Source organism: Arthrobacter psychrochitiniphilus (assembly GCF_003185915.1).
Classification (GTDB): Bacteria; Actinomycetota; Actinomycetes; order Actinomycetales; family Micrococcaceae; genus Specibacter; species Specibacter psychrochitiniphilus.
Window position 1 is genome coordinate 42,246 of record NZ_QHLZ01000006.1, and the last position, 20,874, is coordinate 63,119.

The window sequence follows — 20,874 nt, forward strand, 5'->3', positions numbered from 1 at the left end:
GAGGCGGTACGGACGAATGGCGACTACTGGCACATTGGTGTTTGTTTTCAGGTCCACAGAATAAGCATCCCACCGCGGCTGCCCATGACCGCGCGGCGCTTATCGTGTCCCGTAGCCGAACCTTGACCGACCGGCGCCTAGTCCGCAGGACAATATTTGCCCATGGTCACGCCTTCGCAGATCGTATGGAGTTTCTGGCCTATCTGTTTGATTGCCACTTCTTGTAAGAGTTGGGCAGCAAGATTGCCACCATGACCACTATGGCGATGCCCGGCACAAGTGCCCACGGGTTGGGATTGCCCTCGGACCCAAAAATAACGAGAAGCAGACTAACGATTCCGAGCACTAAAAGTACGATGTGAATCCAGAACATGGCTCGCCACAATCGCAAGTCGCTTTGTCGGCTGGCTGCTTCCCAATCCACCATGACCCCACCCTAGAACGGCGGCAAGAATTTGGGTAGCAGCGAAGTGCGTCCCGCGCCGGGTGTCCCGTATAGAAATTGGCGAACTGTCTCGTTAGCCGGTCGGGCACCGGCCCATGGATTCATGCGGGCGCTGGGGCTGAAAAGTCGCTCCATCGCAGTTCCAGAGGGGAACCATCACCGGGACGGTGCGCCCCTGCTGGTGGTTTCTAGGCCTTGAGTAGGCCTGTGGCGATGAACGCTTTACGGTAAATTTCTTTGATTACGAGTTCCTTGCGGGCGTTGTATTGCATGGAGTGTTCGCCGGCAGCCCGTGACAAAGCTGCCGCCTCACGTTTTGTATCTGCGTAGAGAACACGATCGTCAGGATTGGCGCGAAGCCAGTCTCGGAAGATTCGATGCTTGATTACCTCGGGGCTGTCATATCCAAAGACGTGAAGATGGCAAGCTGGCTCCAAGTGGCGCAGGACGCGGTGTCCGAACCACCAAGGCTCCCGAACCCGTAGTTCGAAACCGGCACGTTCAAGTGCTGGAACGTATGACTCCTCATCGTTGGGGTCGGCGACGATCAGGTCAATGTCGATAATCGGCTTAGCGGGCAGGCCTGGAACTGACGTCGAACCAACATGTTCGATCACTAGCGCGCGCCAGCCCAGGGCGTCCTTGATCTCCTTGGCGAGCACGTGGAATTGCCCGGGCCAAGCGTCACTCCAATCGACTACGTCGAAATTAAGTGAGGGTCCGGCGCCAGGAATATAGGCGGAATGCCCTTCGGGAATGGGCGGGTCATGAAACGTCACGATGTCGTTGGGGTGTGGCATGAGCCTATTCTCACTGATCCTGACCGCTTTTGAGCTCTGCAACATTCTCACGTTGGCAAAGGGACTCCATAAACGGAACCGTTTACCGGACGTCCTAATTCAGACTTGCTCGGCAAGGTAGTCGTAGCTGAACGGCAAGAGGTCGCTGGCAATAACGCTCACAAGTCCATGTGGAGTATCGAGGATTACGCGGATTCCTGGGTAGTAATCAACAAGAATCTGCCGATCCCGCCCGCAAGGACTTTTCACGCCTCGGTCATGATTTCCAACGGCCACAATGTGAGTTAATTCAGCCGCACCTGCGGCGCGCGCTGCTCCGAGCGCGACGAGCTCCGCGCAGGGACCGCCTGTGAAGTGGTACAGATTCACGCCTGAAAAGGTCCGTCCGTCTTTTGCTCGAACCGCAGCGCCCATTGTGTGCACACCTTCGTTCCCAGGTCCGGCATCAGTGGTTGCATTGATTGTCTCGCGTGCCAGGCCGATGAGAGACTTCTCGATCTCTGACAAGGGGAGCGCAGAAGCAGGAAGTGAATTGGGCATACACCAATAGTAAGAGGGCTAACGTCTGCATCGCCCGTATGTGGAACGGTCTGCGGGACAGGATCCTCTTGGTGGCCGCGTGACGGTGAGAGTTGAACACACTTGTTTGGTCTCGACCCCGTCGCTCACGAGTCATCATTTTCTTGAGTCATTGAGGTGAGCGGGTGTTTTCGCCGTGCCATGGAGGTAGTGTCACCATATGCCCGCGATCATAGAGCCGAGAAGCGAACTGATTCCTGGTCCAGCCACAGTTGCTGCCCTAGTGGCGCAGCTGGTGGAAGGAACATGGCCGAGCACCGATGAGGAACGCGAGACTCTCTTCAGGCACCTCCTCTTCGAATCCGGAGAACGCTTGGACCACGACTCGGACGCGTCATCCGCGGCGTCGTATACCCTCCTCACTGACCTGCCAGGTATTTCCTTTGCTTCATGGAATTTGTTTCACGGCAGGTTCATGAGCGTTCACTTCCACCTATACACGTTCCCCAAAGCGCGGGCCCCTGAGACCCGCCTGGGCCACGACGCAGTGTCGGGTATGTTGACCGATCTGTACGGCCCGCCGAGCAGGCCGTGGGAGGACCAAGAGGTGCCGCCCAGTATTTGGAAAGTCAACCACCGAGAAATAGTCACACATCTCTTCACTACGCGCGAGAGCTCGTTGATGCTCAGCATTTCTGACGGGGAGCTTGCTGTTGCAGCAGAAGCGGAGGCAACCCACGAGACCGGCGATTCAGACAGGATCGTCCCATCCCAGTAGTGGAACGTCAAATGGAACAAGATTGCACTTCTGAAGCGGGATATGCCTGAAAGGATTGGAGCATGATCGGGCGTTTGCATCACGTCGTTCTTGATACGGCTGACCCTTCAGGTCTTGCGCACTTCTACTCGGCGATTCTTGGACTGCCGATCACCTTCAGCTCGGAAGAGTGGATCGTCGTGGCAGCCAATGACACGTCATCGGGTCTGGCGTTCCAAAATGCTCCGGGACACGTACCACCCACCTGGCCAGACCCGTCGAGCTCACAACAGTTCCATCTCGACATCATGGTCGAAGATATCGATGAGGCGAGCACACGAGTGCAGGCCCTGGGCGCACGCAAAGTCCACGCCGCAGATCACGTCTTTGTCGATCCCTCCGGCCACCCCTTCTGCCTCATAAAGATGCCCGACTGGGCTGCTCCGCTCTGAGCTGGCGAGCGGACAACGGGGATCGATGATTGATGGCTCCCACATGTGGAACCCGCTACGGGACCTTGCAAGGACCTATGTATCCTGTAGTCAGCTTGTTACCTTTAGCTATGAATGGAGATAAGTTGCGGCAGTCATCAACTGCTCGGGTGCGGTCGTTCAGGAATAATCATCTCCTTTTGGCGGCAAGCGCCTTCATCGCCTGCCTTGTGCTCTTTGACTGGGAAACTTCTATCAAAACGTGGGTAGCTGTCGCCGCGCTTGTACTTTGCGGCTTCTGCTTTTTTCAGGCACTTCGGGCTTGGATGGTACTTAGAAATCGGGAAGAAAACAGTCCTGCAAGACAAGAGGAAACCACGAATGAACCCTGACGAAATAGCCAGCGAAGTGTCCATTTAGCAGGTCAGATTTCGGCATGCTAGGCCGTAGGATCTAGACGAGAATTGTTGCTGATCCAATGTCTCTCAGGGGAACGCCTTGTGGGGCGGATTTAAGGAAGTGAACGATGCTGATCCCTAGTGATTTTCCGGTTTATGAAGACTGCGGCAATTCCACCAACGATTCCGGCTAGCACTAGCATCAGCAGACCGAGCCAACCCAACAACTGATACATCAACCAGCAGAGGACTAAATATCCTGCTATCCATATGGCGCGTTTGGCAGTTTTACTCATGCCTCAGTCTAGGAACGAAGGGCGCGCGTGAATAGGGCGCGGGCGGTCAGAACTGGTAGCACTCGTCTCGAAATCGATCTACCGCACTGGCGTCCCGCAAGCCGGTCGATCACAGGTCGGCCTGATCGGCTGAGGCAGCAGTAGCTGTGAGATCAAATTAGCCGTCCGGCGGGGAACGGCTACCGGGCACTAACGGCCGTTTCGGAGGTTTGGCGCAGTGGCAGGGCCATGAGGACTTCGTCTTGGTCGCCGTCAGGAAACCGGAGAGCCTTGGGCCAACGCCCGATTTCCTGCCAACCGCAAGATTCGTAAAAGCCCTCAAGGCCCATACCGGAGCGCAGTTCAAGATGCAGCTGTTCAAGAGTGAGGTCCTCGGTGGCTGCCCGTTCCACCTCGGCCATGAGCGCCCGCCCGACCCCGCGTTTCCGAAAGCTGAGGGCAGTCTGGACGCGCAGCACTCGTGCCCAGTGCGCTGTGAGCTCGTTTGCATTTCCAACCTGGAACAGCCACCCGGCTAGCTCCCCGTTGATAGTGGCCAGCAGAAGCCGATTGGCCGGTTCGTCAAGAGATTCAATCATGGCATCAAGTGACACCAGGACTTGCTCTTCGGAAACCGGTGGGAATGGGAATCCCACGGCACCGCCCGCGTTCGACACATCTCGCCAACACAGCATAAGTTGTCGCCGCACAACGGGATCAACCATTGTCGGCGTGGTCAGCCACTGCATTTGAGTCGGGTTATTTTGGGCGTAGTCCGTATGGATTTGCTCGTCATTGGTCGTCACCACGTCATCGTGCCCCTTGAAGATTCAATCGTTGTGGATGTATACGGCGTTTCGCGTTATCGAATCATAGCCGCGGTAAAGCGCGGTACGCCTCAAAGTATGTGGACAACAGGCGAACCACGGCCACCGTGAGGAGTGTTCCGCAAGCCGGTCCTTCAGCTGACGCACCGGCGGCTGACCTGCTGCCTTGCAATTGGTGGGCCATGCAGTGTCCATTTAGGGTGTCCGGTGAACCGTCCGGTGACGGAGCGTCATACGGTACAGGCCAAATGGCTTTGGGCAAGGTTCATCTGGGTGGGGGAGTGGTCTGGCCCGTCTTGCTCTTAGGGGACCAGAGGTACAGCGGTTGGCGATAAGCGCATGATCATGGTTGTTAGGGCCCTGTATTTCCTTTGCCGTCCCTGCCCCGACAAGATTCAGTCTTGAGTGGTGATCCAGTTCTGGGCTTCGATCTCTGCGATGCGACGGTACAGGGTCGCTCGGGACATGCCTAGATCTCGGGCGACTTGGGTGGCGGATTGGCCGGCATCGATGAGTCGTCGGGCATTGTCGATCTGGCTGTTGGTGAACTGTGGCCGACGGCCGCCCAGGTCTTTGCCGGCGGCTCGGCGTTTGGACACTGAATCGGTGATGCGTTCCCGCTTGATGTCCAGTTCCATTTGCGCCAGTGCTGCCATGACGGTGAAGACCATTGAACCCATGGGCGTGCCCGTGTCCACATCGCCGCCTCCTAGATTCAGCACACGCAGCCCGATTTTGCGCTCCCGCAGCCCTTGGGAGAGATCCAGCATATTGGCGGTGGATCGTCCGAGCCGGTCCAAAGTGGTTATCACGAGGGTATCGCCTTCATGAAGGGCCTTGACGGCATTATCGAAACTTGGCCGGCTGGTCCTGGCACCACTGACTCCGTGGTCCGTATAGAGGTCATCGTGGCGCACACCGGCACCGAGTAAGTCAGTGATTTGTCGGTCAGCGTCCTGTACCCGGGTCGATACGCGTGCGTACCCGATGAGCTTGCCCATTGTCTTCTCCAAAGTGTCGCGCAACAGTGGTTGCCTACCGCAATCCCAGCCCTTGCTTATGAGACATAGTAGCAAGACGTGGTCGCCTTTGAATTTTCAAGGATCGTGCAGTGTCTCGATCAGTTGTCTTGTATCCCTAGGGATGCGAGACAGGCGGCTCGGTCGGATCGGTTCCAACTGACGCTAAGGGGAAAGGACACCTGCGTGTCGAACGGCACGCGCTATAGGTGAGCAGGCTGCGCGGATCCGTTCGGCAAGTTCCACCGTTACCGGCGTCCCTGTACGCGGACGGACAGCAGGTGGGGTAATTCGATATCGTGACGTTGTTCAGAGCCGGCGCTTAACTGTCATTTTCCATGTTCATTCACCGGTGGTGCATGATGCAGGTATGACTGAGGTAAATCTGCATGTTGAGAATAAGAATCATCTACGCTGGCGGTGGTTTGGGGCGTGCGCTTTCGTTGCTGCTTCGATTGCGGCCATTTGGTTGCTGCCGGAGGCCTTGGTGAACTGGTCTACCAGAGCAATTGTTGATCCCTTGAAGCCTCTTAGCTCGGCAGAATTCGTCAAGGCGGTTACCGATGCCCGACAGGGCGTTCTGTTCTCCGTCGGTGGCTGCATCGCAATCTTTACTCTTCTTATTAGTTTGTCCAAACATAATCTGGACCGTCGAAGCCAAGAATTGGACAGGGAGAGACAAGAACTCGATCGAGACGCGAATCGTACAAATCGGTATACCGAAGCTGTCAAGCAGTTGGGGGCCGAGTCGTCGCCGTCCATTCGGCTGGGTGGAATATATGCTCTCGAACGGATTGCCCAGGACTCCCCGCGGGACCGACAGACGATTTTGGACGTGCTCTGTGCATTTGCCCGGGAGAGATCCTCAGTGGCCAAGATGGTGGGCGCGAATGCTGTATTGGTGACCGACGTCGCTGCAGCCGTAACAGTGTTCGGACGCCGTAAATTCTTAGACAGCAATCAAGTCTCGTTCGATTTGTCCAGGACATATTTGGGAGGAATAAGATTATCAAATGCGTGCTTGGCCTATACAAATTTCGGATTTTCAAACCTCGCAGAAGCGCAGCTGGACCACGCGAACCTGACTCGAGTGACTCTCCTCAATGCGAACTTGGTTCGCGCAAATCTCTTCAGCGCCAGCCTAAGATCTGCGAATCTGATCCGTGCCAACTTCACCCTCGCAGGTTTGAGCGCCGCCGACTTAAGTCAGGCTGACCTATCTGAAGGCATCCTAGATATGGCTCATTTGGGCGATGCCAAGCTTCCCCAGGCGACCCTGAGCATGGCGACTCTGAAAGGTGCGACCTTAACTGGAGCGGACATGACCGAGGCAAGCCTTAACGGCGCGGATCTGACGGGTGCGCGACTAAACGGTGCGATCTTAGTGGGCGCTGACTTGAGCAATGCGAACTTTATGAAGGCTAATCTTGCCGGGGCTGTTTTAGAGGGGGCGATCGTGAGAGACGACTTGGGGTTAGTGAAGTTAGTAACTCACGATTATTTGGAGTCCGTCGGAGCTCAGGGTCTTGATACTGTTCGAGGGTTGCCGGTCAAATAAGATGTAATGAACCGGACCAGTTACCAGACCGATTGGCTCCACAGCGGTGAATTCATGCCATCCGGGGTGCCGTACTCCGGGGCCATGGTTAGTTCCGCTTCGGTAGGTTTTACGTCCCGATAGAAGACCGTCAACTCCGTTCCCGTGATTTGGGTACCGAGTCTGAGAATCTCAGTTCGTCCGTGAGTCCACGGCATGACGGGAGCGCCTGCACCGTTCATTATAGTTACTGGGCCACCATGGAAGTTGAGGAAATACGTAACCCAGACGGGGGACTTGCCGAGATACTTGAGCTGCCATAGGGTATCTTCGAGTCTTTTGAGTTCCCAAGGTTCTGTTGGTCGCTTGCTCAACTTATAGATGATGATAGGCACGATAATCGCGCCCAGTGCTGCAATGATGGCACTTACTGCGCTGACGATCGTCCAAAATTCCGTAGTCACGTGGCCTCCTTATTTCTCGTTATTTGTCGGGCTGTCACTACCAGGTCATGGTGAACTTAAAGGAAGGCCATGAAGTCGTTTTGTTGGCCTGGTCGTCGGGCAACCGGCCGATTGCACGAGCATAGTGTGTTTACCGGTGCCCTTCGAGAATTTGGTGCTTCAGGCCGGGGTTCGGATGGGAATTATTGTGACAATCGACCCACTCAAACACGATCTCGAAAGTATCGGTCTTGGCCCAGTACACCTGGATAGCACCTGTGTTGGCGGCGCTGACCTTTGGTCGGTCAATCTGGCGTCATCCGGAAATACCAATCGCCCAAGCTTCATGAGTGGAGAATGCTATAGAAGTTGATGTCACTGACTGTCTCATAACCTCAGTGTCGCAGAACCCATGGGATACGAGACATGCCAATGGCCGGGAAGGTTTCTGGAGTCACTCCAAACGATATCTGCCGTCCCTGATGACGGCGCCAATTGACAGAAACAGGCGGGCGTCGGCTGAGCATAGTTGTTGAATGTCGGGCGCCACGTGGTCACCTGCCACCTATCTTGCCTTGGAAGAGTTGACTTGGACTCGTGGTCGGTATTTGGGATCTGTGACGAAGGGGATGGCGGCCGACGATGCGTAGGTGTGGTAATCAGCAGCCATCAGACAGTAGACCTCGGGCCATGGCCCGTGTACCTGTATCTGGTTTGGATCCGGTGAGATCAGGAGGACTGAGCCCCGCCAAATTTCGTCTGGGATGGCTTCCATCCATGCCCGTTGAACATATCCGAACTTGTCCCAGCGTAGGGTGACCCAAGTGCCTGTGGGGTCCAATGAGTGAATGTCCAGGATGGTGATTTCGGTCGTGACTCCGAGCTGGCTTTTGACGGTGGAGAAATGCTCCCATTGTTGGACGGCATGGGTAATCCACGCCCGCGAACGGCGGACTTTTACGACCCAGATGGTTGCTGCAATGCCGGCCAAGACTACGGCCGCAGCCGCGAAGGCCAAACCGACCACTGCGGCCGCCGTCTGGGCTATGAACAGCCTAATGGCGGTGGTGAGGCACACGCAGCTGATCACGGCGAGTGTGACTGCCCAGCCGGATGAGGCTTGGGGTTTGACCATTGGGTTCGTTCGCATGACTCGACCTCTGCCTTTGTACTGATTTTACAGCGAGGGTCCGACAACGGGCACTGGTGATTGCCGTCGGGCTGTCGGCTCGGGTGACGTCGTCGTGGGGGTGCTGTCGTGGGCAGCGGTGATGCGGGCCTCGAGCCTGGCCCGCTGGTCGGAGTGGTTCCAGTCAGCGGAGGCGGGCATTGATCCGAGGGGCAACTCCGGGTTGTCAATATCCCAACGGTCTCGGAAGCCTGCGACGTCACGCACCAGCGGCTTCCACGTTCCGTCATTGGCCTGCAGGCCGGTTTGTGAGCGCAGCACGCCCATCCATGGTTCTTCGTTGGCGAGGGCGTGGACGGCCACCTCGGCCATTCTTTTGGTGATCCGCTGTTGAACATCGCTGAGCAGTTCTTGGAGATCGTCCCGGTTTGTGGGCACCGATGCTGGCACGGTCCCCAGTGTTTCCTCGGAGCGTCGCCGGCGTTGGAGTGCTTGCAGGCTGGACTGCACGTCGGCGGCAACGTCCCGGGCACCATCTGCTGGTCGGAGACCGTCGGCCAGGGCTTGCCCTGCAAGGTTTCGGTCAATGACGGCGGTGCGGCCCCATGCGGCGACCATGGCGCCCCAGGACGCCGATTCACGCATCACTGTTACGAGCTCTGGGGAGTGGGTGCTGATGAGGTGGGTGACGTCGTCGGACGCTGCTATTTGTGCAAGGTAGTCGTGCTCAGCGAGCAGGCGGGACAGCGAGTTGGCTTGGTTCTGTTGTTCCTCGTGGACTTCGTGGGCGGCGTGTTCGGCACCTTCGACGGAGAGCACGCCTCCCAGGATTTCCCGCCAGTCAGGCAGGGTCGATGAGTCCACGCCATGATGGTCGCGCGGGTCGGGTTCGCTGATGTAGGCGTGGTTGCCGGCCTTTCCTCGAGTCATGGAGACGTAGAAGAGTTCCCGGGTGAGCCTGCCCTCGCTGACGAGGGTGTGGCCGGTGTCCACGGTGATTCCTTGGGAGCGGTGGGCGGTGGTGGCGTAGCCGAGCTCCACGGACTCGGCAAGGTAGCTGGCGCCTAGGAGGATCCTTGCACCGTTGTCCTGTCGGATCCCATCGATGGACCCATCGGGGTTGGGCGAGCCGGAGACGGTGATGAGGGTGCCGTTGCGGATGAAGTCTCCCGTGTCGTCGAGGATGTGGCGGTCGTTGCGCCTGGCCAGGATCGTGTCACCTTGTCCGGCGTGGAGGCCGTCACTGAGACCGACGGTGGCTTCCGCGTCGACGGCGCCGGTGCCGACACGGTCTGCCTGGGCTCGTTCGTTGAGCATGGCGACGGTGTCGTTGTCGGGGGCGATGAGGATCGAGGTCTGGCCGGTGCGGATGTCGGCGTCCCAGTGGTTGTAGGCGTCGTCGACCATGGCGTCGTAGGTGCCGCTGCTGATGCGTTCGTGGGCGTCGTAGTCGGCGATGACGTCGAAGTCGCCCTTGCGAAGTTTCAGGGAGGCGGCGCGTTCCCAGTCGTTCGTGAAGCGCCAGACGGTGGTGAGACGTTGTGCGCATCCCGTCCTGTCCAGCCACCCAAGAACGCCGCCGGCATCGATGGCGTCCAGCTGAGCCGGATCACCGACGAGCAAGACTTTGGCCCCGGCGGATGAGGCTTGATCGAGCAGGGCGGCGAGCTGGTAGGTGGAGACCATAGAAGCTTCGTCGATGATGACCAGCTGGTGCCGACGAAGCTGCCACTTCGACTGGGTCGATGTAAGGGCACTCAGGCGCTGCGCAAGGCGCTCCATGGCCTTTCGGGCCTGATTGTCTAGTCGTGGGGATTGACAGGCTGCCTGGTACCTTTCCGCGGCGTGTATGTACTGTCCGGCCCGGATGGCGGCGCCCGGGCCTGTGGATTCGTAGAGCCATTTGCTCACGTTGTCCGTGGCCAGCTCGAGCTCGCGACCGAGGACGTCGGCAGACGCTGCAGCGGGGGCGAGCCCCACGACGGTCCCTGTCCCGAAGTGGGCTTCCCAGAGGGCTTTGACGGCGCTCATCGTGGTGGTCTTGCCCGTCCCGGCGGGACCGACGATGGCGTCCAGCCGACGCCCGCTGGCCAGGACCGCCTCGGCGGCCCGGCGTTGTTCGCCTTGCAAGGCTTCTCCACGGCGGCTGATGAACTGTTGGAGGGCTTCCTGGACCGTTGTTTGATTGAGGTGCGGGCCGGCGTCGTGCGTGTGGGCGTTCATGATGGCTTCCTCATTCGTCAGTGTGGAGACGTCGGTGAAGAGGTGGGCGCTGGCCAAATCAAAGACGCTGCGGCCGTTGAAGGTCAGGTCGGGTGCAGTAGTGGTGGGGATGCTGTAGCGGAATTCGTTGAGCGCGACGGATTGTTCCTCGGCAGCGGTGGCGATGGCATCCATGAGGCTAAGACGGTCGGCGGGGGTGGCGCAGCGGATTTCCAGGCACACCCGTTCCGCTTCGGCGATCAGATTCCAACGGTTCCAGGTGGCTCGGCGCCGGGCGACCAGGTCCTTCACCAGTCCGGCGGTGCTGGTGATCCAGACAGCGTCGGTGTCGGAGGAGGTAAGTGGGCGGGTGTGGGAGCGGTTGATGGTTGCTGCCAGTACGGCCTCGGGATCGAAGCCCCTGGCTTGGGCTCGTTCTCGCCACTGCCGGGTGCGGGTGTTGAGGGGGATGATGTCGTGGTTCTTGGCGGTGCGTGTGGACAGTGTTGCTTGCTGCCGGAGTTTGAGTTTGACGGCGTTGCTGGGTTCCCGGCCGTGGGTTTCAGACCAGTCGTGGATGAGGCGGGCCGCTTCAATATCGATTATCCGGGACCGGCTGGAGAACTCGCGGATGAGTTCATCGTCCACACCTGCGAGTTCGAAACTGAAATTGTGGATGGTGCTGGTGGGTATGCGAACTTCAGCCTCGGTTCCCAGATCTCGGCCGAGCTGGTCGTAAAGAAGCCCGTTGTAGTGTTGGCTGGCTGCCACGGTGGCCTTGTAGAGGGTGCGCGAGTCAAGGGTGGTCCAGGCGCCGTCGCTGACGCGTTGGGCCCGGTTGGAGATTACGACGTGGGTGTGCAGCTGGGGGTCTCCGGAGCGGGACTCCCAATGGTCGAAGGCGGCCGCTATGGCGCCGTGGACGCTGACGTGGGCCACGCCGCCGTGGCCGGCGCGGGTGTGGATGGCGGAGGTCTCCAACCAGGCCAGGGTGGCTTCGAGTGCGGTGTGGTGGGCTGCCATGATTTTGTCCTTGTACGCGTCACTGCCCAGGGCCCAGAGCACGGATATGGATTTTGGCACGCTGAAGGTCAGGTCGAAGCCGGCCACGGCAGCGCGGCGCGCGGGCTGGCCGTTCCTTCCGGTGACGGTGGTTGCCTGGTTAGGCGTCCTACCTAGGGATGCGCCCGTGGTGGGGTGTTCGCCTCGTTCAAAGAGGGCCTTCGCGGCTGCATCGGTGACGGTGGCATGGGTACTCATTTCGATGCCGGGAAGTCCTGCGCCGAGCCATTGCCCGGGCGGGTTGCTGGCATCGGTGTAGTAGCCGGTGATGTCCCGGGTTTCGACGTCGGCGTGGCTGGTGGTCTTCAGGAGATAGGAGACGCCGGCGTCGGTGGAGAGGCGGGCTATGGAGACGGTCATGACTTGCCCATTTCTGTGTTCCAGCCGCGGCGTGCGAAGATCGCCGCAGTCGACGGATCGAGCCGCATGTTCGCGTTCGAGTGCAATGTCAGGACCTTGGCGGCGAGGAGTCGCATGTCCTTCACGGCTTGGACTTGGCTGAGGCGTCGCTGCTCATTCTCACGCTGCAGGTGCTGCATCGAGCGTTGCAGGTCATCGGCCTTCGACTGTGCCCGTGACGCGGCTTGGGCACGTTCATTGAGCTGTTCATGGGCTGCAGCCAGCTGGCTCTCAAAGGACCGAGTGATCCTGACGAGCTTGCGTTGATGGGTAGATCGAAGATTCCGGATCGTAGCCTCGTAGAGGGTGGTGAGGGCCACCAGCGCCTCCCGGTTGTTGGCAGTGGACTGATCATTTCGAGTCTTGGCCGCTGGTGATCCGGCCGGGCTGGTGTGCCGGTAATTTCGTTGCCGTTGACGGTGCGCGCACGCGGGGCGGCAGAAGAGCTGCCGTGTGCTCGAGGGTGTGAAGGCGGTGGTGCATTCGGGGCAGATTCGCGTAGTCATACTCCTCCATATCGACCGGGACTGATTTCACCATGACCAGCCGTCACGCTTGCCGTGACGCGAGGCCACCTCGGTGCCAACAGTGTGAAGGGCTTTTTGGCTGCGTCATCAGCAGGGTATTTTCGGGTGCTTTTGCCAAGGGAACTGGTCGTAGTGAGACCGGGCTGCAACGATAGGTTTAGGAAAATATCGGTGGGATGGGGATGGGGATGGGGATGGGGATGGGGATGGTGCTGGGGAGTGCCGCATGAGTTTTTCATGCGGCACTCCTCTCCTGCTGGGGGTGGCTATTGGGTGGCGAGCCGGAGCCGCTCAATTTCGGTGGGGTTGAATCCTGGCCAGTACTGGTGGTCGTTCACAACCATGGTGAGAGGTGCCCCTCCACCCGTCGAAAGTGCCTCCATTGAGAACGCGCATATCCTGTCAGTCGGAGTTATGGACAGGATTCGCTCGTCGGGTGCACTAGTCACTGGCCAAGACGCCAGCTATGGGTCTGAACCCAATCTACAACTGTTCCTTCAAGGGTGGGTCGTACTCAGTCCACGTCACGTCGGCTTGGTATACAGAATGGGACAGTAGTTGCATCTGCAACGCGCTGGCATCACCTTCCACATTCCTCTCAATGAAGTTTTCATTTGAGATGTCCAACGCCACGTTGATTCCGCCTCGATGGGCTGCGGAATGGAACCGTATGCCATCAATGCGTTTGGGGCTTTCGTGTATGCGCAGAAGGTATTCGGTCATCACTTGCGTGGGTACGTAGTCAACTTGGTCGCGGCCCAGCTCGATGGGTTGTGAAATCTCGTCAACGAACGAATTCAAGAACGAGATCATCCATCGTTGGTCTCGCTTTTCTGGGTCAAAGGGGCTGGGCATTGGGGGGAGATCGGTCAGGTCAACGACGCTAAATTCTCTGGTCGAGGCAAATGTACCTACTGATGCCGCATTGTGATCCAGTCTGACGCTCACTTCTGCGAGTGCAGCGACTTCTGACTCGCTGGCGTAGAACATGGGAATTCCCGCGGGACTCATCCTGTTGCCTTGCAGCGCTATCTTTGCTGGTGAAGTACCAAGTCCTCTTGAGGTAGATGGGGGCAGATTCTGCTTGTCAAATGTCCGTGATCGGAAGAAGACATATCCTATTTCGTAGGATTTATAGAGGCGTAGTTCCTCGATCAATTCACTCACGTGTTGAAGGGCGCTTGCTGGTGTGAATGCATCTGAGGACTGTTCCAAGTCCGCCTTGGACTTTTTGTCGAGCCAAAATACGAACCGTGATTCATATTTTATTGACTTGCAGAAATTTTGCCATGCTTGCCCGAGCATTGCTTCAGGCCCAAAGTCTGGGTCTTCCCTGTTGACCCAGGTCTTGTCGTCCAGGCAGCTTCGTATTTCGTCCTGGATAAGGTGTCCATTTTCCGATTCAAAACAATCGTCGAACTGTTCTATTAGATCCCATGAATCTGTAGTTTCGGCGCCTACGAAACCGCCTTCAGTAGACACATATGGCACAGAGTTCAATGCGTCATCAAAAAGGAAGTTCACGCCATCAACAAAAGCCTCCATTAGCACGTCAAATGGAGCAGACGACTCCTCGTCGCAGGAGAGACAGTTACCCTCACCGGTCACTTCCTCAGCATGCACAGCAACTTTCAGTGAATCGTCAGTCAGGCACTCGGCGCAAACTCTCTTGTCACTACCGGACCAGCCGCGATCGAATCGTTCCTCATATGCTCTACTTGCTCCGCCCATAGGGTCAGACTACTAACAAACGTGGCCCCATTAATTCGGGCTGGATCTGGCAAGGCGTCATTTTGCATGCTGCGAGCCTCAACGTCCGGGTCATGGTGGGCGGCGCCCCCGTCACAGGAATGGCCGTCACCTAGGGGAGTTCCACATGAGGTTTTCATGCGGCACTGGATCTCCTATTTGGGGTGATTAGTGGATGACGAGTCGGAGTCGTTCGATTTCGGTGGGGTTGAATCCCGACCAGTGGTGCTGGTCGTTGACGACGACGATGGGTGCTTGGGAGTAGCCAATGTCTTGGACGTACTCGAGGGCGGCGGCGTTAGTGGTCAGGTCGACGACGTTGTATGGGATTCCGGCATGGTCTAGGGACAGGCAGGTGAATTTGCATTGCTGGCAGCCCGGCTTGTTGTAGACCGTGATGTTCATTTCCCTCACCTCACTCTCTGTTTCTTTCGGGTCGGCCTGCGGGGATTTGTTAGTGGGTGTTCCGGTATGCGGTGTTCTTGTGTTGTGCCCAGCCTGAGACGATGCCGGCGCCGAGCATTTGGTCCAGCAGCCTGGCGAGGTGGTAGTCGGGGTCAAACGTCAGGGCGACGTGCATGTAGTTCGCAGCGGCTGTTCCTCTGCCCTTCCACCAGCACATGTGTCCGAGCAGCGTCAATGGGGGAGCAGCATGGGTCGGGGCTGCGATGGTGAGCAGCTTCCGCAGAAGCTTCTCAGAGTTGTCGATGCGGTCCCATTGCGGCGCTTCTTCGGTGGTGCCGAAGAGTGTGGTGGCCATGGGTTCGTTGATGCCGGGTATATCGGCCAGGATCTGGTCCCTGAACCCGACGTACTGCAGCGCGGCGAGGACTTCGACAAGCTGATCGTGGGTGGGTTCTTCCTCGTGGTCGATGAGATCCGTCCAAAGCCGGTAGGCCGCATGAAGGTTCTGGTTGGGGTTGGTGGCGATGTCCCTCAGCGCCGACTCCACGGAGTCGTGATCAACAGCGGCGAACAACTCGGGGATGGCCGGTGTGCCGCTCTGTTCGATGACGCTGCCTTGGAAGACGAGTTCGGCATTGACTGTGCTGGATTCCAAGTCTGTTAGCGGGGTCTCCTTGCCGCACGTGGTGGGCTTGGCTCCGTCGTACGAGGCAAAAGATTCGGCCCAACGATCCACACATCATGCACGAGCAGCCCTTTATCCAGGAGCCGGCCCTTGAGTCCCTGAACCATGGAAGCGAAGGGCTTGGAGTTTGCCTCGTTCCAGGGCTTTTGGGTGAACAATGCGATAAGTACAGCGGTCGCGTCATGGTCGATGCAGACGGCGTGGGCGACGCGTTCAGCGTAGCTCTCGCCGACGTCTTCGGTGACGGGCAGGTTCACGCGGAGGGTGGGTCCGAGTGCCTTGCCGTCGAGGGCGACGCAGACGAGGCTTTCCTTTGGCCAGTAGCCGAGGCTGTGTCCCATGTAGCTGATGACGTCGGCCGGGCTGCTGATTCTGATCGGTTCCATTTTCTTGCTCCTCCTGTGTGGACGGTGGCTAGTTGTTCGCGGCCGCCTGCTCTGTTGGTGCCTTCTGGTAAGAGGAATCACCGCTGGGTATTAGGGGCCGGAGGGCAACTTGGGGTACCGGGCACGGGGCAAAAATTGTTTCGAGGAAATAAGCGACGCAGGAGCGCCGAGGAAGAATTTTTGGAGGAGTGCCCGGCGCGTAGCGCCCTGGTTGCGTGGAGGGCCCGCCCAGCGATGATGGGGTACCAGAAGGCACAACGTGGTTCGGCAAATGTTCATATGGGTCCATGAAATTTCTCGGTTGATTGTGCTGACCGTTGAACGGCCAGACGCGATACGGCAGCGCACTGCGGTCTTCGAATTAATGCCTGTTCATCGTGCTGACGGAGCTAAACGACATGACCGAACGTTCTGTGGCAAACGGACGGGCCCGGGTGACGGTCAACGACGCTGGCACAGTCGGTAGCGAGCCATGACTATGATGAGTTTTGGACCTGTGTAGGTGTAAAAGTGGAGGCCGTTGAAGAACCAGCTGAGTGCGGATGCAATCGAGTTACTCGAAAGGGTCCGCCAAAAATATCTGGGATCCGATTTCAACGGACTTCACCTGTATGGCGAGCTTATCGTTCCCGAGATAGTGATGGCCTCGATCGAATTACTTGAAGCTGGCATGGTTGAAGTAGTCGGTAGTCAGGACTACCTCAACATTCACATTCGGCCGTGGCATTCGAGGCGGACAATTGAGGCCCAAATCGAAGAGCTCAGAGAGCTCGCGCCGGAAGACTACGGAGTCTGTATTTACCCGACTGAACTAGCTATGAAGCATGAACCACTTCCGGATCGGTTTGAAAAAGCACCGTTTCTGACTGCGATGGCTCGCGGAAAAGCTACCTTGCAGCCAGCCTTCTTTAGCGCAGATGTTCTCGAGTTCTACAGGAACGATGCACGCTACCGCTTTGATATGGGCGATTTCGGGATCAACCTGGGTATTTCCGATGAGGCGTATGAGGATGACGAAGAACCAGAGAAGGACAAAGTGAGTCTGCTGCATTTGGGGTTTGCTTATGATTTTCGCCAAGCAGGCCAGCAAGACCCGAAAGGCCCAATCGTTAGACGGGTAGTCGCATTCTACGGTGATCTCGATGATCTCACCCCTGAGCATCAGCTGCGCTGGGCAAGCTATCAAGTGTCGGATGATGGAGTAGAGCCGCATCCAGTATGGTATGGATCACAGATGGGCCATTGGCCAGACTGAATCGGGCCCTTCGCACGACTGTCCCAAGAACTGGGATATCTCGACAAACTCTTCGAGGGTGTTTGGGGGCGGCCATTGTTCAAGACCACTGAATTGCCCGAAGATCTTGGTTGGACTCTTAGATCCGATCAACGGGAGTGGGACCATTTCATTCACCTGCTCGACAAAGTCTTATCGGAGAACCTCAGACATTCGGCCTTTGACGCAGCGGGAGTTCCAAAGGAAGACGACACAAGCCAGCATCCTTTTGGCACTATTAGATGGCTTCAGGAACTAATGACCACGAATCACGTTACAGAGGAACAAGCAGAGTGGGCTGTAAAGCCTCTAAAGGCGGTCCGATCAGCGCGTCAAAAACCAGCCCACGCGCTTCGGAAGAACGTAACTGATCGCACTCTGATTCGGAAGCAGAAAGACCTGCTTCGAGACGTCAATGAAGTTCTGATCAATATCCGCCAGTGGCTCTCGAGCCATCCAAACAATAGGGACTGGACGGAGCGCTGGCCGGATGCCAAAGACTATTTCCTCTGAGCCACTTAACTAAATCTTCACGACTGCAATTCTTCGTATACTAGCGAGCTGAGCATTTCGAGGAGCGCCTTCATCTTGTCCTTGCTGCCGAGGGCCTGCAGGCTGAGGCTGGTGTGGCTATCGAGGGCGTCGGACACGGCGGTAGTGACGGCGTGGGCCAGGTCGGGGCTGCTGCGGAAGTGCTGGCGCGAGTTGTTGCGCGCCTGCGTTTGCAACGTGGTGTTTTTGACGAGCTCGCGCTTCACACCATCGACGAAGTGGGCCACAGCGTCCAACTGTTCCCCTTCGAAGGGAAGATTGGCTTGGTGAATGATGTCTGCCCAAGTGACCAGCACCGGGTCCTTGGGTACGCCTGTTCCCGGATCGGTCAGTGGCTTGAGCGGTTCGCCGTCGCCTGTGAGCGCCAAATTGGATGTGCCTTTGTCCTTCAGTGCGTACTTCGCCAACACAACCTCGGAGAGGTCTAGTTCCACACGGGAATCGTTGACGCGCAGGACTGGCAGCAGATGCCTGTAGTAAATGGAGCGTTTCTCTAGGTCTGTCTCGGCATAGTCGTAGAGCTGGGAGAGGAAGTCATAGGCGCGGACAAAGCTGCCCATGTCCTTTCGGAAAAGGTCCAGAGCGTCCTGTGAGGCCTTATCCTCCTGTGCGACGGCGGCGTTGTACTGGGTATTGAATCGGGATTTGGCCGGGGAAACCCAGCCAGAGAGAGCGTTGTTACCCGATTCGGTGACGTAGGCCTTGACGAGACCCTCTATCTCGGAGTCGGTATAGATTTGGGCGGCATCGAGCTTTGCTTGTAGATCATGAACGACGTTCGCGTCCGAGATGGACTCGATGGTGGCTTGCCGGAAATATGGCTCGAACGATGCTTGGATCTCGGCCGGGTCGTTGACAAAGTCCAGCACGAAGGTCTGGTCCTTGCCGACGGCGGTACGGTTCAGCCGGGAAAGGGTTTGCACGGCGGAGACGCCGGAGAGTTTCTTGTCCACGTACATGGCCACCAGTAGGGGCTGGTCGAAGCCGGTCTGGAACTTGTTGGCGACGAGCATGATCCTGTAATCGGTGGAGGCGAACGCCTCGGGCAGGGTGCGACCCTTGAGCCCTTCGTTCATGTTGTGTTCGGTGAAGGGTTCGGGGCCGGAATCGGTGTCAACTACTTGTCCGGAGAAGGCGACCATGGCTTCCAACCCCGTGTACCCGGCCTCGGAAATGTACTTGTCGATGGCCAGTTTGTAGCGGACAGCTTCCTTGCGGGATCCGGTGACGACCATAGCCTTGGCTTTGCCGTCCAGGCGCCAGGCCACGTTATCGCGGAAGTGCTCCACGATCAGCGTAACCTTTTGGGCGATGTTGTGTTCGTGCAGTTTCACCCACTTCATGAGCGTCTTCAAGGCTTCGGACTTCTCCACCTTGGAATCCTCGGAGTCGTATTCGCGGCCTTCATGCGCCAGTTTGTACGCCACCTTATAGGAGGTGTAATTCTGCAGGACGTCCAGGATGAAGCGTTCCTCAATGGCCTGCTGCATCGAATACAGGTGGAATGGTTCAGGCAACCCGTCAGATCCCTTGCGGCCAAAGAGTTCCAGCGTCTTGGCCTTGGGCGTTGCCGTGAACGCGAAGTAGCTGATGTTCTTCGCATCGGCACGCTCGGCCATTTCCGCGGCCAGGAAGGCCTCGACATCGACCTCACCGCCGTCGTTCACATCCGCAAGTTCCTCGGCGGAGAGTACCTGCTTGAGCTTGTTCGCTGTCGAGCCAGTCTGGGAGGAGTGTGCCTCATCGGCAATGATGGCAAAGTTTCGCCCCACTAAGGCCTTGGATTCAGCGATGGCCTTCAGCGCGAAGGGGAACGTTTGAATCGTGACGATGATGATCGGCGTTCTGGCCACCAAGGCGGCTGTCAGCTCGGCCGATTTGGAGCCAGCATTGCCACGAATGGGAACTACGACGCCGGACTTGTGCTCAATCTGGTAGATCGCGTCCTGCAGCTGTGTATCCAGAATGGTGCGGTCCGTAACAACAATGACCGAGTCGAAAACTTTTGCGTCGTCGTCGTTGTGGAGTGTGCTCAGCTGGTGGGCTGTCCAGGCGATCGAGTTTGTTTTTCCGGAGCCTGCCGAGTGCTGCACAAGGTACTTGTGTCCCGGCCCTTCTACCCGGGCGGTATCCACGAGCTTGGTGACGACGTCCAGCTGGTGGTACCGCGGGAATAGCAATGACTGGCGAAGGTCACGCTCGCCGGTGACAGGGTTGGTGGAGTCGCTGACCTGAAGGTGCAGGAATTTGCCCAGGATACCCAGCCAGGTGTCTCGCTGGAGGACTTGTTCCCACAAGTAGCTGGTGCTCGAACCGTTCGGGTTGTCGGGGTTGCCCTTGTGCCCGTTCTTGCCGAGGTTGAACGGTAGGAAGAACGTGTCTTTGCCTTTCAGATGGGTGGTCATCTGGATTTCTTCGTTGCTGACGGCAAAGTGCACCAGGGCGCGCCGACCAAAGGCCAGCAACGGTTCTTCCCTGTTGGTCTTGGCATCCTTGGGCAGGCGGTTGTGTTTGTATTGTTCGACGGCGTCTCTAATGTTTTGCGTGAAGTCCGTCTTCAGTTCTATGGTCGCCACCGGCAAGCCGTTGACGAACAAGACCAGGTCGATGCTGTTTTGGTTCGAGGTGGAGTAGTGAACCTGGCGCATGACGCGCAGCCGGGCCTTGCCATAGCGTTCAAGGGTTTCGGGATTTAGCCCCATAGCCGGTTTGAACTGGCACATTTCAAACTTTGCTGAAACGTCCTTGAACCCGGTGCGCAGCACGGAGAGCATGCCAGCCTCCCGTGTGGCGGGCTTGTCCAGCACCTTGCACAGGCGCGTCAGCAGCAGCAGTTTCGCGGCCTCCTGCTCGGCAGGGGAGTCAGCGGGCTTGACCACTTTGGCCAATTGATCAGGTTGGGTCTCTTCAAGCCAGCCGAATACATCAGCAGGGAACAATGCCCGTTCCCGGTCGTACTCGTGATCGTTCGGTGAGTAAAGCCACCCGCTGGCCTGCAAGGCCTGACAGATATGGTCTTCAAACGCTGATTCGCTGTGCTGTGCCAAAATGATT

Annotated in this window: 19 protein-coding genes; 4 read left to right on the forward strand and 15 right to left on the reverse strand. The window is 57.7% G+C overall.

What is annotated here, in order from left to right; all coding sequences use genetic code 11:
* Positions 1-199: 199 nt before the first annotated feature.
* The 3 genes from CVS29_RS10520 to CVS29_RS10530 form a co-directional block, all read right to left on the reverse strand.
* Complete coding sequence (locus CVS29_RS10520) at positions 200-427, reverse strand: hypothetical protein (RefSeq protein WP_110106290.1); 228 nt, start codon at positions 425-427, stop codon at positions 200-202.
* Between the two features lie 206 nt (positions 428-633).
* Positions 634-1,245 carry a GrpB family protein gene (locus CVS29_RS10525; RefSeq protein ID WP_110106496.1) on the reverse strand — a complete coding sequence of 204 codons (612 nt, stop codon included), beginning with the start codon at positions 1,243-1,245 and terminating at the stop codon, positions 634-636.
* A gap of 99 nt (positions 1,246-1,344) precedes the next feature.
* Positions 1,345-1,785, reverse strand: coding sequence for a cytidine/deoxycytidylate deaminase family protein (locus CVS29_RS10530; RefSeq protein WP_110106291.1), 441 nt, complete (start codon positions 1,783-1,785; stop codon positions 1,345-1,347).
* A 199-nt stretch (positions 1,786-1,984) separates the two neighbouring features.
* Between CVS29_RS10530 and CVS29_RS10535 the strand changes: the two genes are divergently transcribed.
* On the forward strand, positions 1,985-2,542 hold the full coding sequence (locus CVS29_RS10535) for a hypothetical protein (RefSeq protein WP_110106292.1): 558 nt from the start codon (positions 1,985-1,987) through the stop codon (positions 2,540-2,542).
* Between the two features lie 62 nt (positions 2,543-2,604).
* On the forward strand, positions 2,605-2,973 hold the full coding sequence (locus CVS29_RS10540) for a VOC family protein (RefSeq protein ID WP_110106293.1): 369 nt from the start codon (positions 2,605-2,607) through the stop codon (positions 2,971-2,973).
* 137 nt (positions 2,974-3,110) lie between these two features.
* Here the strand turns inward: CVS29_RS10540 and CVS29_RS18235 are convergent, their stop codons facing one another.
* The 3 genes from CVS29_RS18235 to CVS29_RS10550 form a co-directional block, all read right to left on the reverse strand.
* Complete coding sequence (locus CVS29_RS18235; RefSeq protein WP_146213036.1) at positions 3,111-3,368, reverse strand: hypothetical protein; 258 nt, start codon at positions 3,366-3,368, stop codon at positions 3,111-3,113.
* A gap of 457 nt (positions 3,369-3,825) precedes the next feature.
* A complete protein-coding gene (locus CVS29_RS10545; protein ID WP_211315123.1) occupies positions 3,826-4,434 on the reverse strand; it encodes a GNAT family N-acetyltransferase in 609 nt (202 codons plus the stop codon).
* A 413-nt stretch (positions 4,435-4,847) separates the two neighbouring features.
* Positions 4,848-5,453: a recombinase family protein gene (locus tag CVS29_RS10550; protein WP_110106294.1), complete on the reverse strand. Its 606-nt coding sequence runs from the start codon at positions 5,451-5,453 to the stop codon at positions 4,848-4,850.
* A 388-nt stretch (positions 5,454-5,841) separates the two neighbouring features.
* Between CVS29_RS10550 and CVS29_RS10555 the strand changes: the two genes are divergently transcribed.
* Entirely contained in the window at positions 5,842-7,029 is a 1,188-nt protein-coding gene (locus CVS29_RS10555) for a pentapeptide repeat-containing protein (RefSeq protein ID WP_110106295.1), read from the forward strand.
* A gap of 20 nt (positions 7,030-7,049) precedes the next feature.
* Here the strand turns inward: CVS29_RS10555 and CVS29_RS10560 are convergent, their stop codons facing one another.
* The 8 genes from CVS29_RS10560 to CVS29_RS19100 form a co-directional block, all read right to left on the reverse strand.
* Positions 7,050-7,472: a hypothetical protein gene (locus tag CVS29_RS10560; RefSeq protein ID WP_110106296.1), complete on the reverse strand. Its 423-nt coding sequence runs from the start codon at positions 7,470-7,472 to the stop codon at positions 7,050-7,052.
* A gap of 544 nt (positions 7,473-8,016) precedes the next feature.
* Entirely contained in the window at positions 8,017-8,601 is a 585-nt protein-coding gene (locus tag CVS29_RS10565; protein WP_146213037.1) for a hypothetical protein, read from the reverse strand.
* A 27-nt stretch (positions 8,602-8,628) separates the two neighbouring features.
* On the reverse strand, positions 8,629-12,204 hold the full coding sequence (mobF, locus tag CVS29_RS10570; protein WP_110106298.1) for a MobF family relaxase: 3,576 nt from the start codon (positions 12,202-12,204) through the stop codon (positions 8,629-8,631).
* On the reverse strand, positions 12,201-12,749 hold the full coding sequence (locus CVS29_RS10575; protein WP_146213038.1) for a hypothetical protein: 549 nt from the start codon (positions 12,747-12,749) through the stop codon (positions 12,201-12,203). The genes mobF and CVS29_RS10575 overlap by 4 nt, the downstream gene beginning before the upstream one ends.
* A gap of 504 nt (positions 12,750-13,253) precedes the next feature.
* Positions 13,254-14,501 carry a HEPN-associated N-terminal domain-containing protein gene (locus tag CVS29_RS10580; protein ID WP_110106300.1) on the reverse strand — a complete coding sequence of 416 codons (1,248 nt, stop codon included), beginning with the start codon at positions 14,499-14,501 and terminating at the stop codon, positions 13,254-13,256.
* A 186-nt stretch (positions 14,502-14,687) separates the two neighbouring features.
* Complete coding sequence (locus CVS29_RS10585) at positions 14,688-14,924, reverse strand: glutaredoxin family protein (protein ID WP_110106498.1); 237 nt, start codon at positions 14,922-14,924, stop codon at positions 14,688-14,690.
* 49 nt (positions 14,925-14,973) lie between these two features.
* Positions 14,974-15,660: a DUF4192 family protein gene (locus CVS29_RS10590; RefSeq protein WP_110106301.1), complete on the reverse strand. Its 687-nt coding sequence runs from the start codon at positions 15,658-15,660 to the stop codon at positions 14,974-14,976.
* Complete coding sequence (locus CVS29_RS19100; RefSeq protein WP_110106302.1) at positions 15,585-15,995, reverse strand: DUF4192 family protein; 411 nt, start codon at positions 15,993-15,995, stop codon at positions 15,585-15,587. Before CVS29_RS19100 ends, CVS29_RS10590 begins: the two co-directional genes overlap by 76 nt.
* Before the next feature lie 520 nt (positions 15,996-16,515).
* On the opposite strand from CVS29_RS19100, the gene CVS29_RS10600 reads away from it, so the two are divergent.
* On the forward strand, positions 16,516-17,250 hold the full coding sequence (locus CVS29_RS10600; RefSeq protein ID WP_110106303.1) for a hypothetical protein: 735 nt from the start codon (positions 16,516-16,518) through the stop codon (positions 17,248-17,250).
* 548 nt (positions 17,251-17,798) lie between these two features.
* On the opposite strand, the gene CVS29_RS10610 is transcribed toward CVS29_RS10600, so the two are convergent.
* The gene (locus tag CVS29_RS10610; RefSeq protein WP_110106305.1) at positions 17,799-20,867 is read right to left on the reverse strand and encodes a type I restriction endonuclease subunit R; all 3,069 of its coding nucleotides are present in this window, start codon (positions 20,865-20,867) and stop codon (positions 17,799-17,801) included.
* Positions 20,868-20,874: the final 7 nt, after the last annotated feature.

Bases quoted from the DNA above. Each gene is read 5' to 3' on its own strand.
- CVS29_RS10520 (WP_110106290.1), bottom strand. From the start codon at position 427: ATGGTGGATTGGGAAGCAGCCAGCCGACAAAGCGACTTGCGATTGTGG.
- CVS29_RS10525 (WP_110106496.1), bottom strand. From the start codon at position 1,245: ATGCCACACCCCAACGACATCGTGACGTTTCATGACCCGCCCATTCCC.
- CVS29_RS10530 (WP_110106291.1), bottom strand. From the start codon at position 1,785: ATGCCCAATTCACTTCCTGCTTCTGCGCTCCCCTTGTCAGAGATCGAG.
- CVS29_RS10535 (WP_110106292.1), top strand. From the start codon at position 1,985: ATGCCCGCGATCATAGAGCCGAGAAGCGAACTGATTCCTGGTCCAGCC.
- CVS29_RS10540 (WP_110106293.1), top strand. From the start codon at position 2,605: ATGATCGGGCGTTTGCATCACGTCGTTCTTGATACGGCTGACCCTTCA.
- CVS29_RS18235 (WP_146213036.1), bottom strand. From the start codon at position 3,368: ATGGACACTTCGCTGGCTATTTCGTCAGGGTTCATTCGTGGTTTCCTC.
- CVS29_RS10550 (WP_110106294.1), bottom strand. From the start codon at position 5,453: ATGGGCAAGCTCATCGGGTACGCACGCGTATCGACCCGGGTACAGGAC.
- CVS29_RS10555 (WP_110106295.1), top strand. From the start codon at position 5,842: ATGACTGAGGTAAATCTGCATGTTGAGAATAAGAATCATCTACGCTGG.
- CVS29_RS10565 (WP_146213037.1), bottom strand. From the start codon at position 8,601: ATGCGAACGAACCCAATGGTCAAACCCCAAGCCTCATCCGGCTGGGCA.
- mobF (WP_110106298.1), bottom strand. From the start codon at position 12,204: ATGACCGTCTCCATAGCCCGCCTCTCCACCGACGCCGGCGTCTCCTAT.
- CVS29_RS10575 (WP_146213038.1), bottom strand. From the start codon at position 12,749: ATGACTACGCGAATCTGCCCCGAATGCACCACCGCCTTCACACCCTCG.
- CVS29_RS10580 (WP_110106300.1), bottom strand. From the start codon at position 14,501: ATGGGCGGAGCAAGTAGAGCATATGAGGAACGATTCGATCGCGGCTGG.
- CVS29_RS10585 (WP_110106498.1), bottom strand. From the start codon at position 14,924: ATGAACATCACGGTCTACAACAAGCCGGGCTGCCAGCAATGCAAATTC.
- CVS29_RS19100 (WP_110106302.1), bottom strand. From the start codon at position 15,995: ATGGAACCGATCAGAATCAGCAGCCCGGCCGACGTCATCAGCTACATG.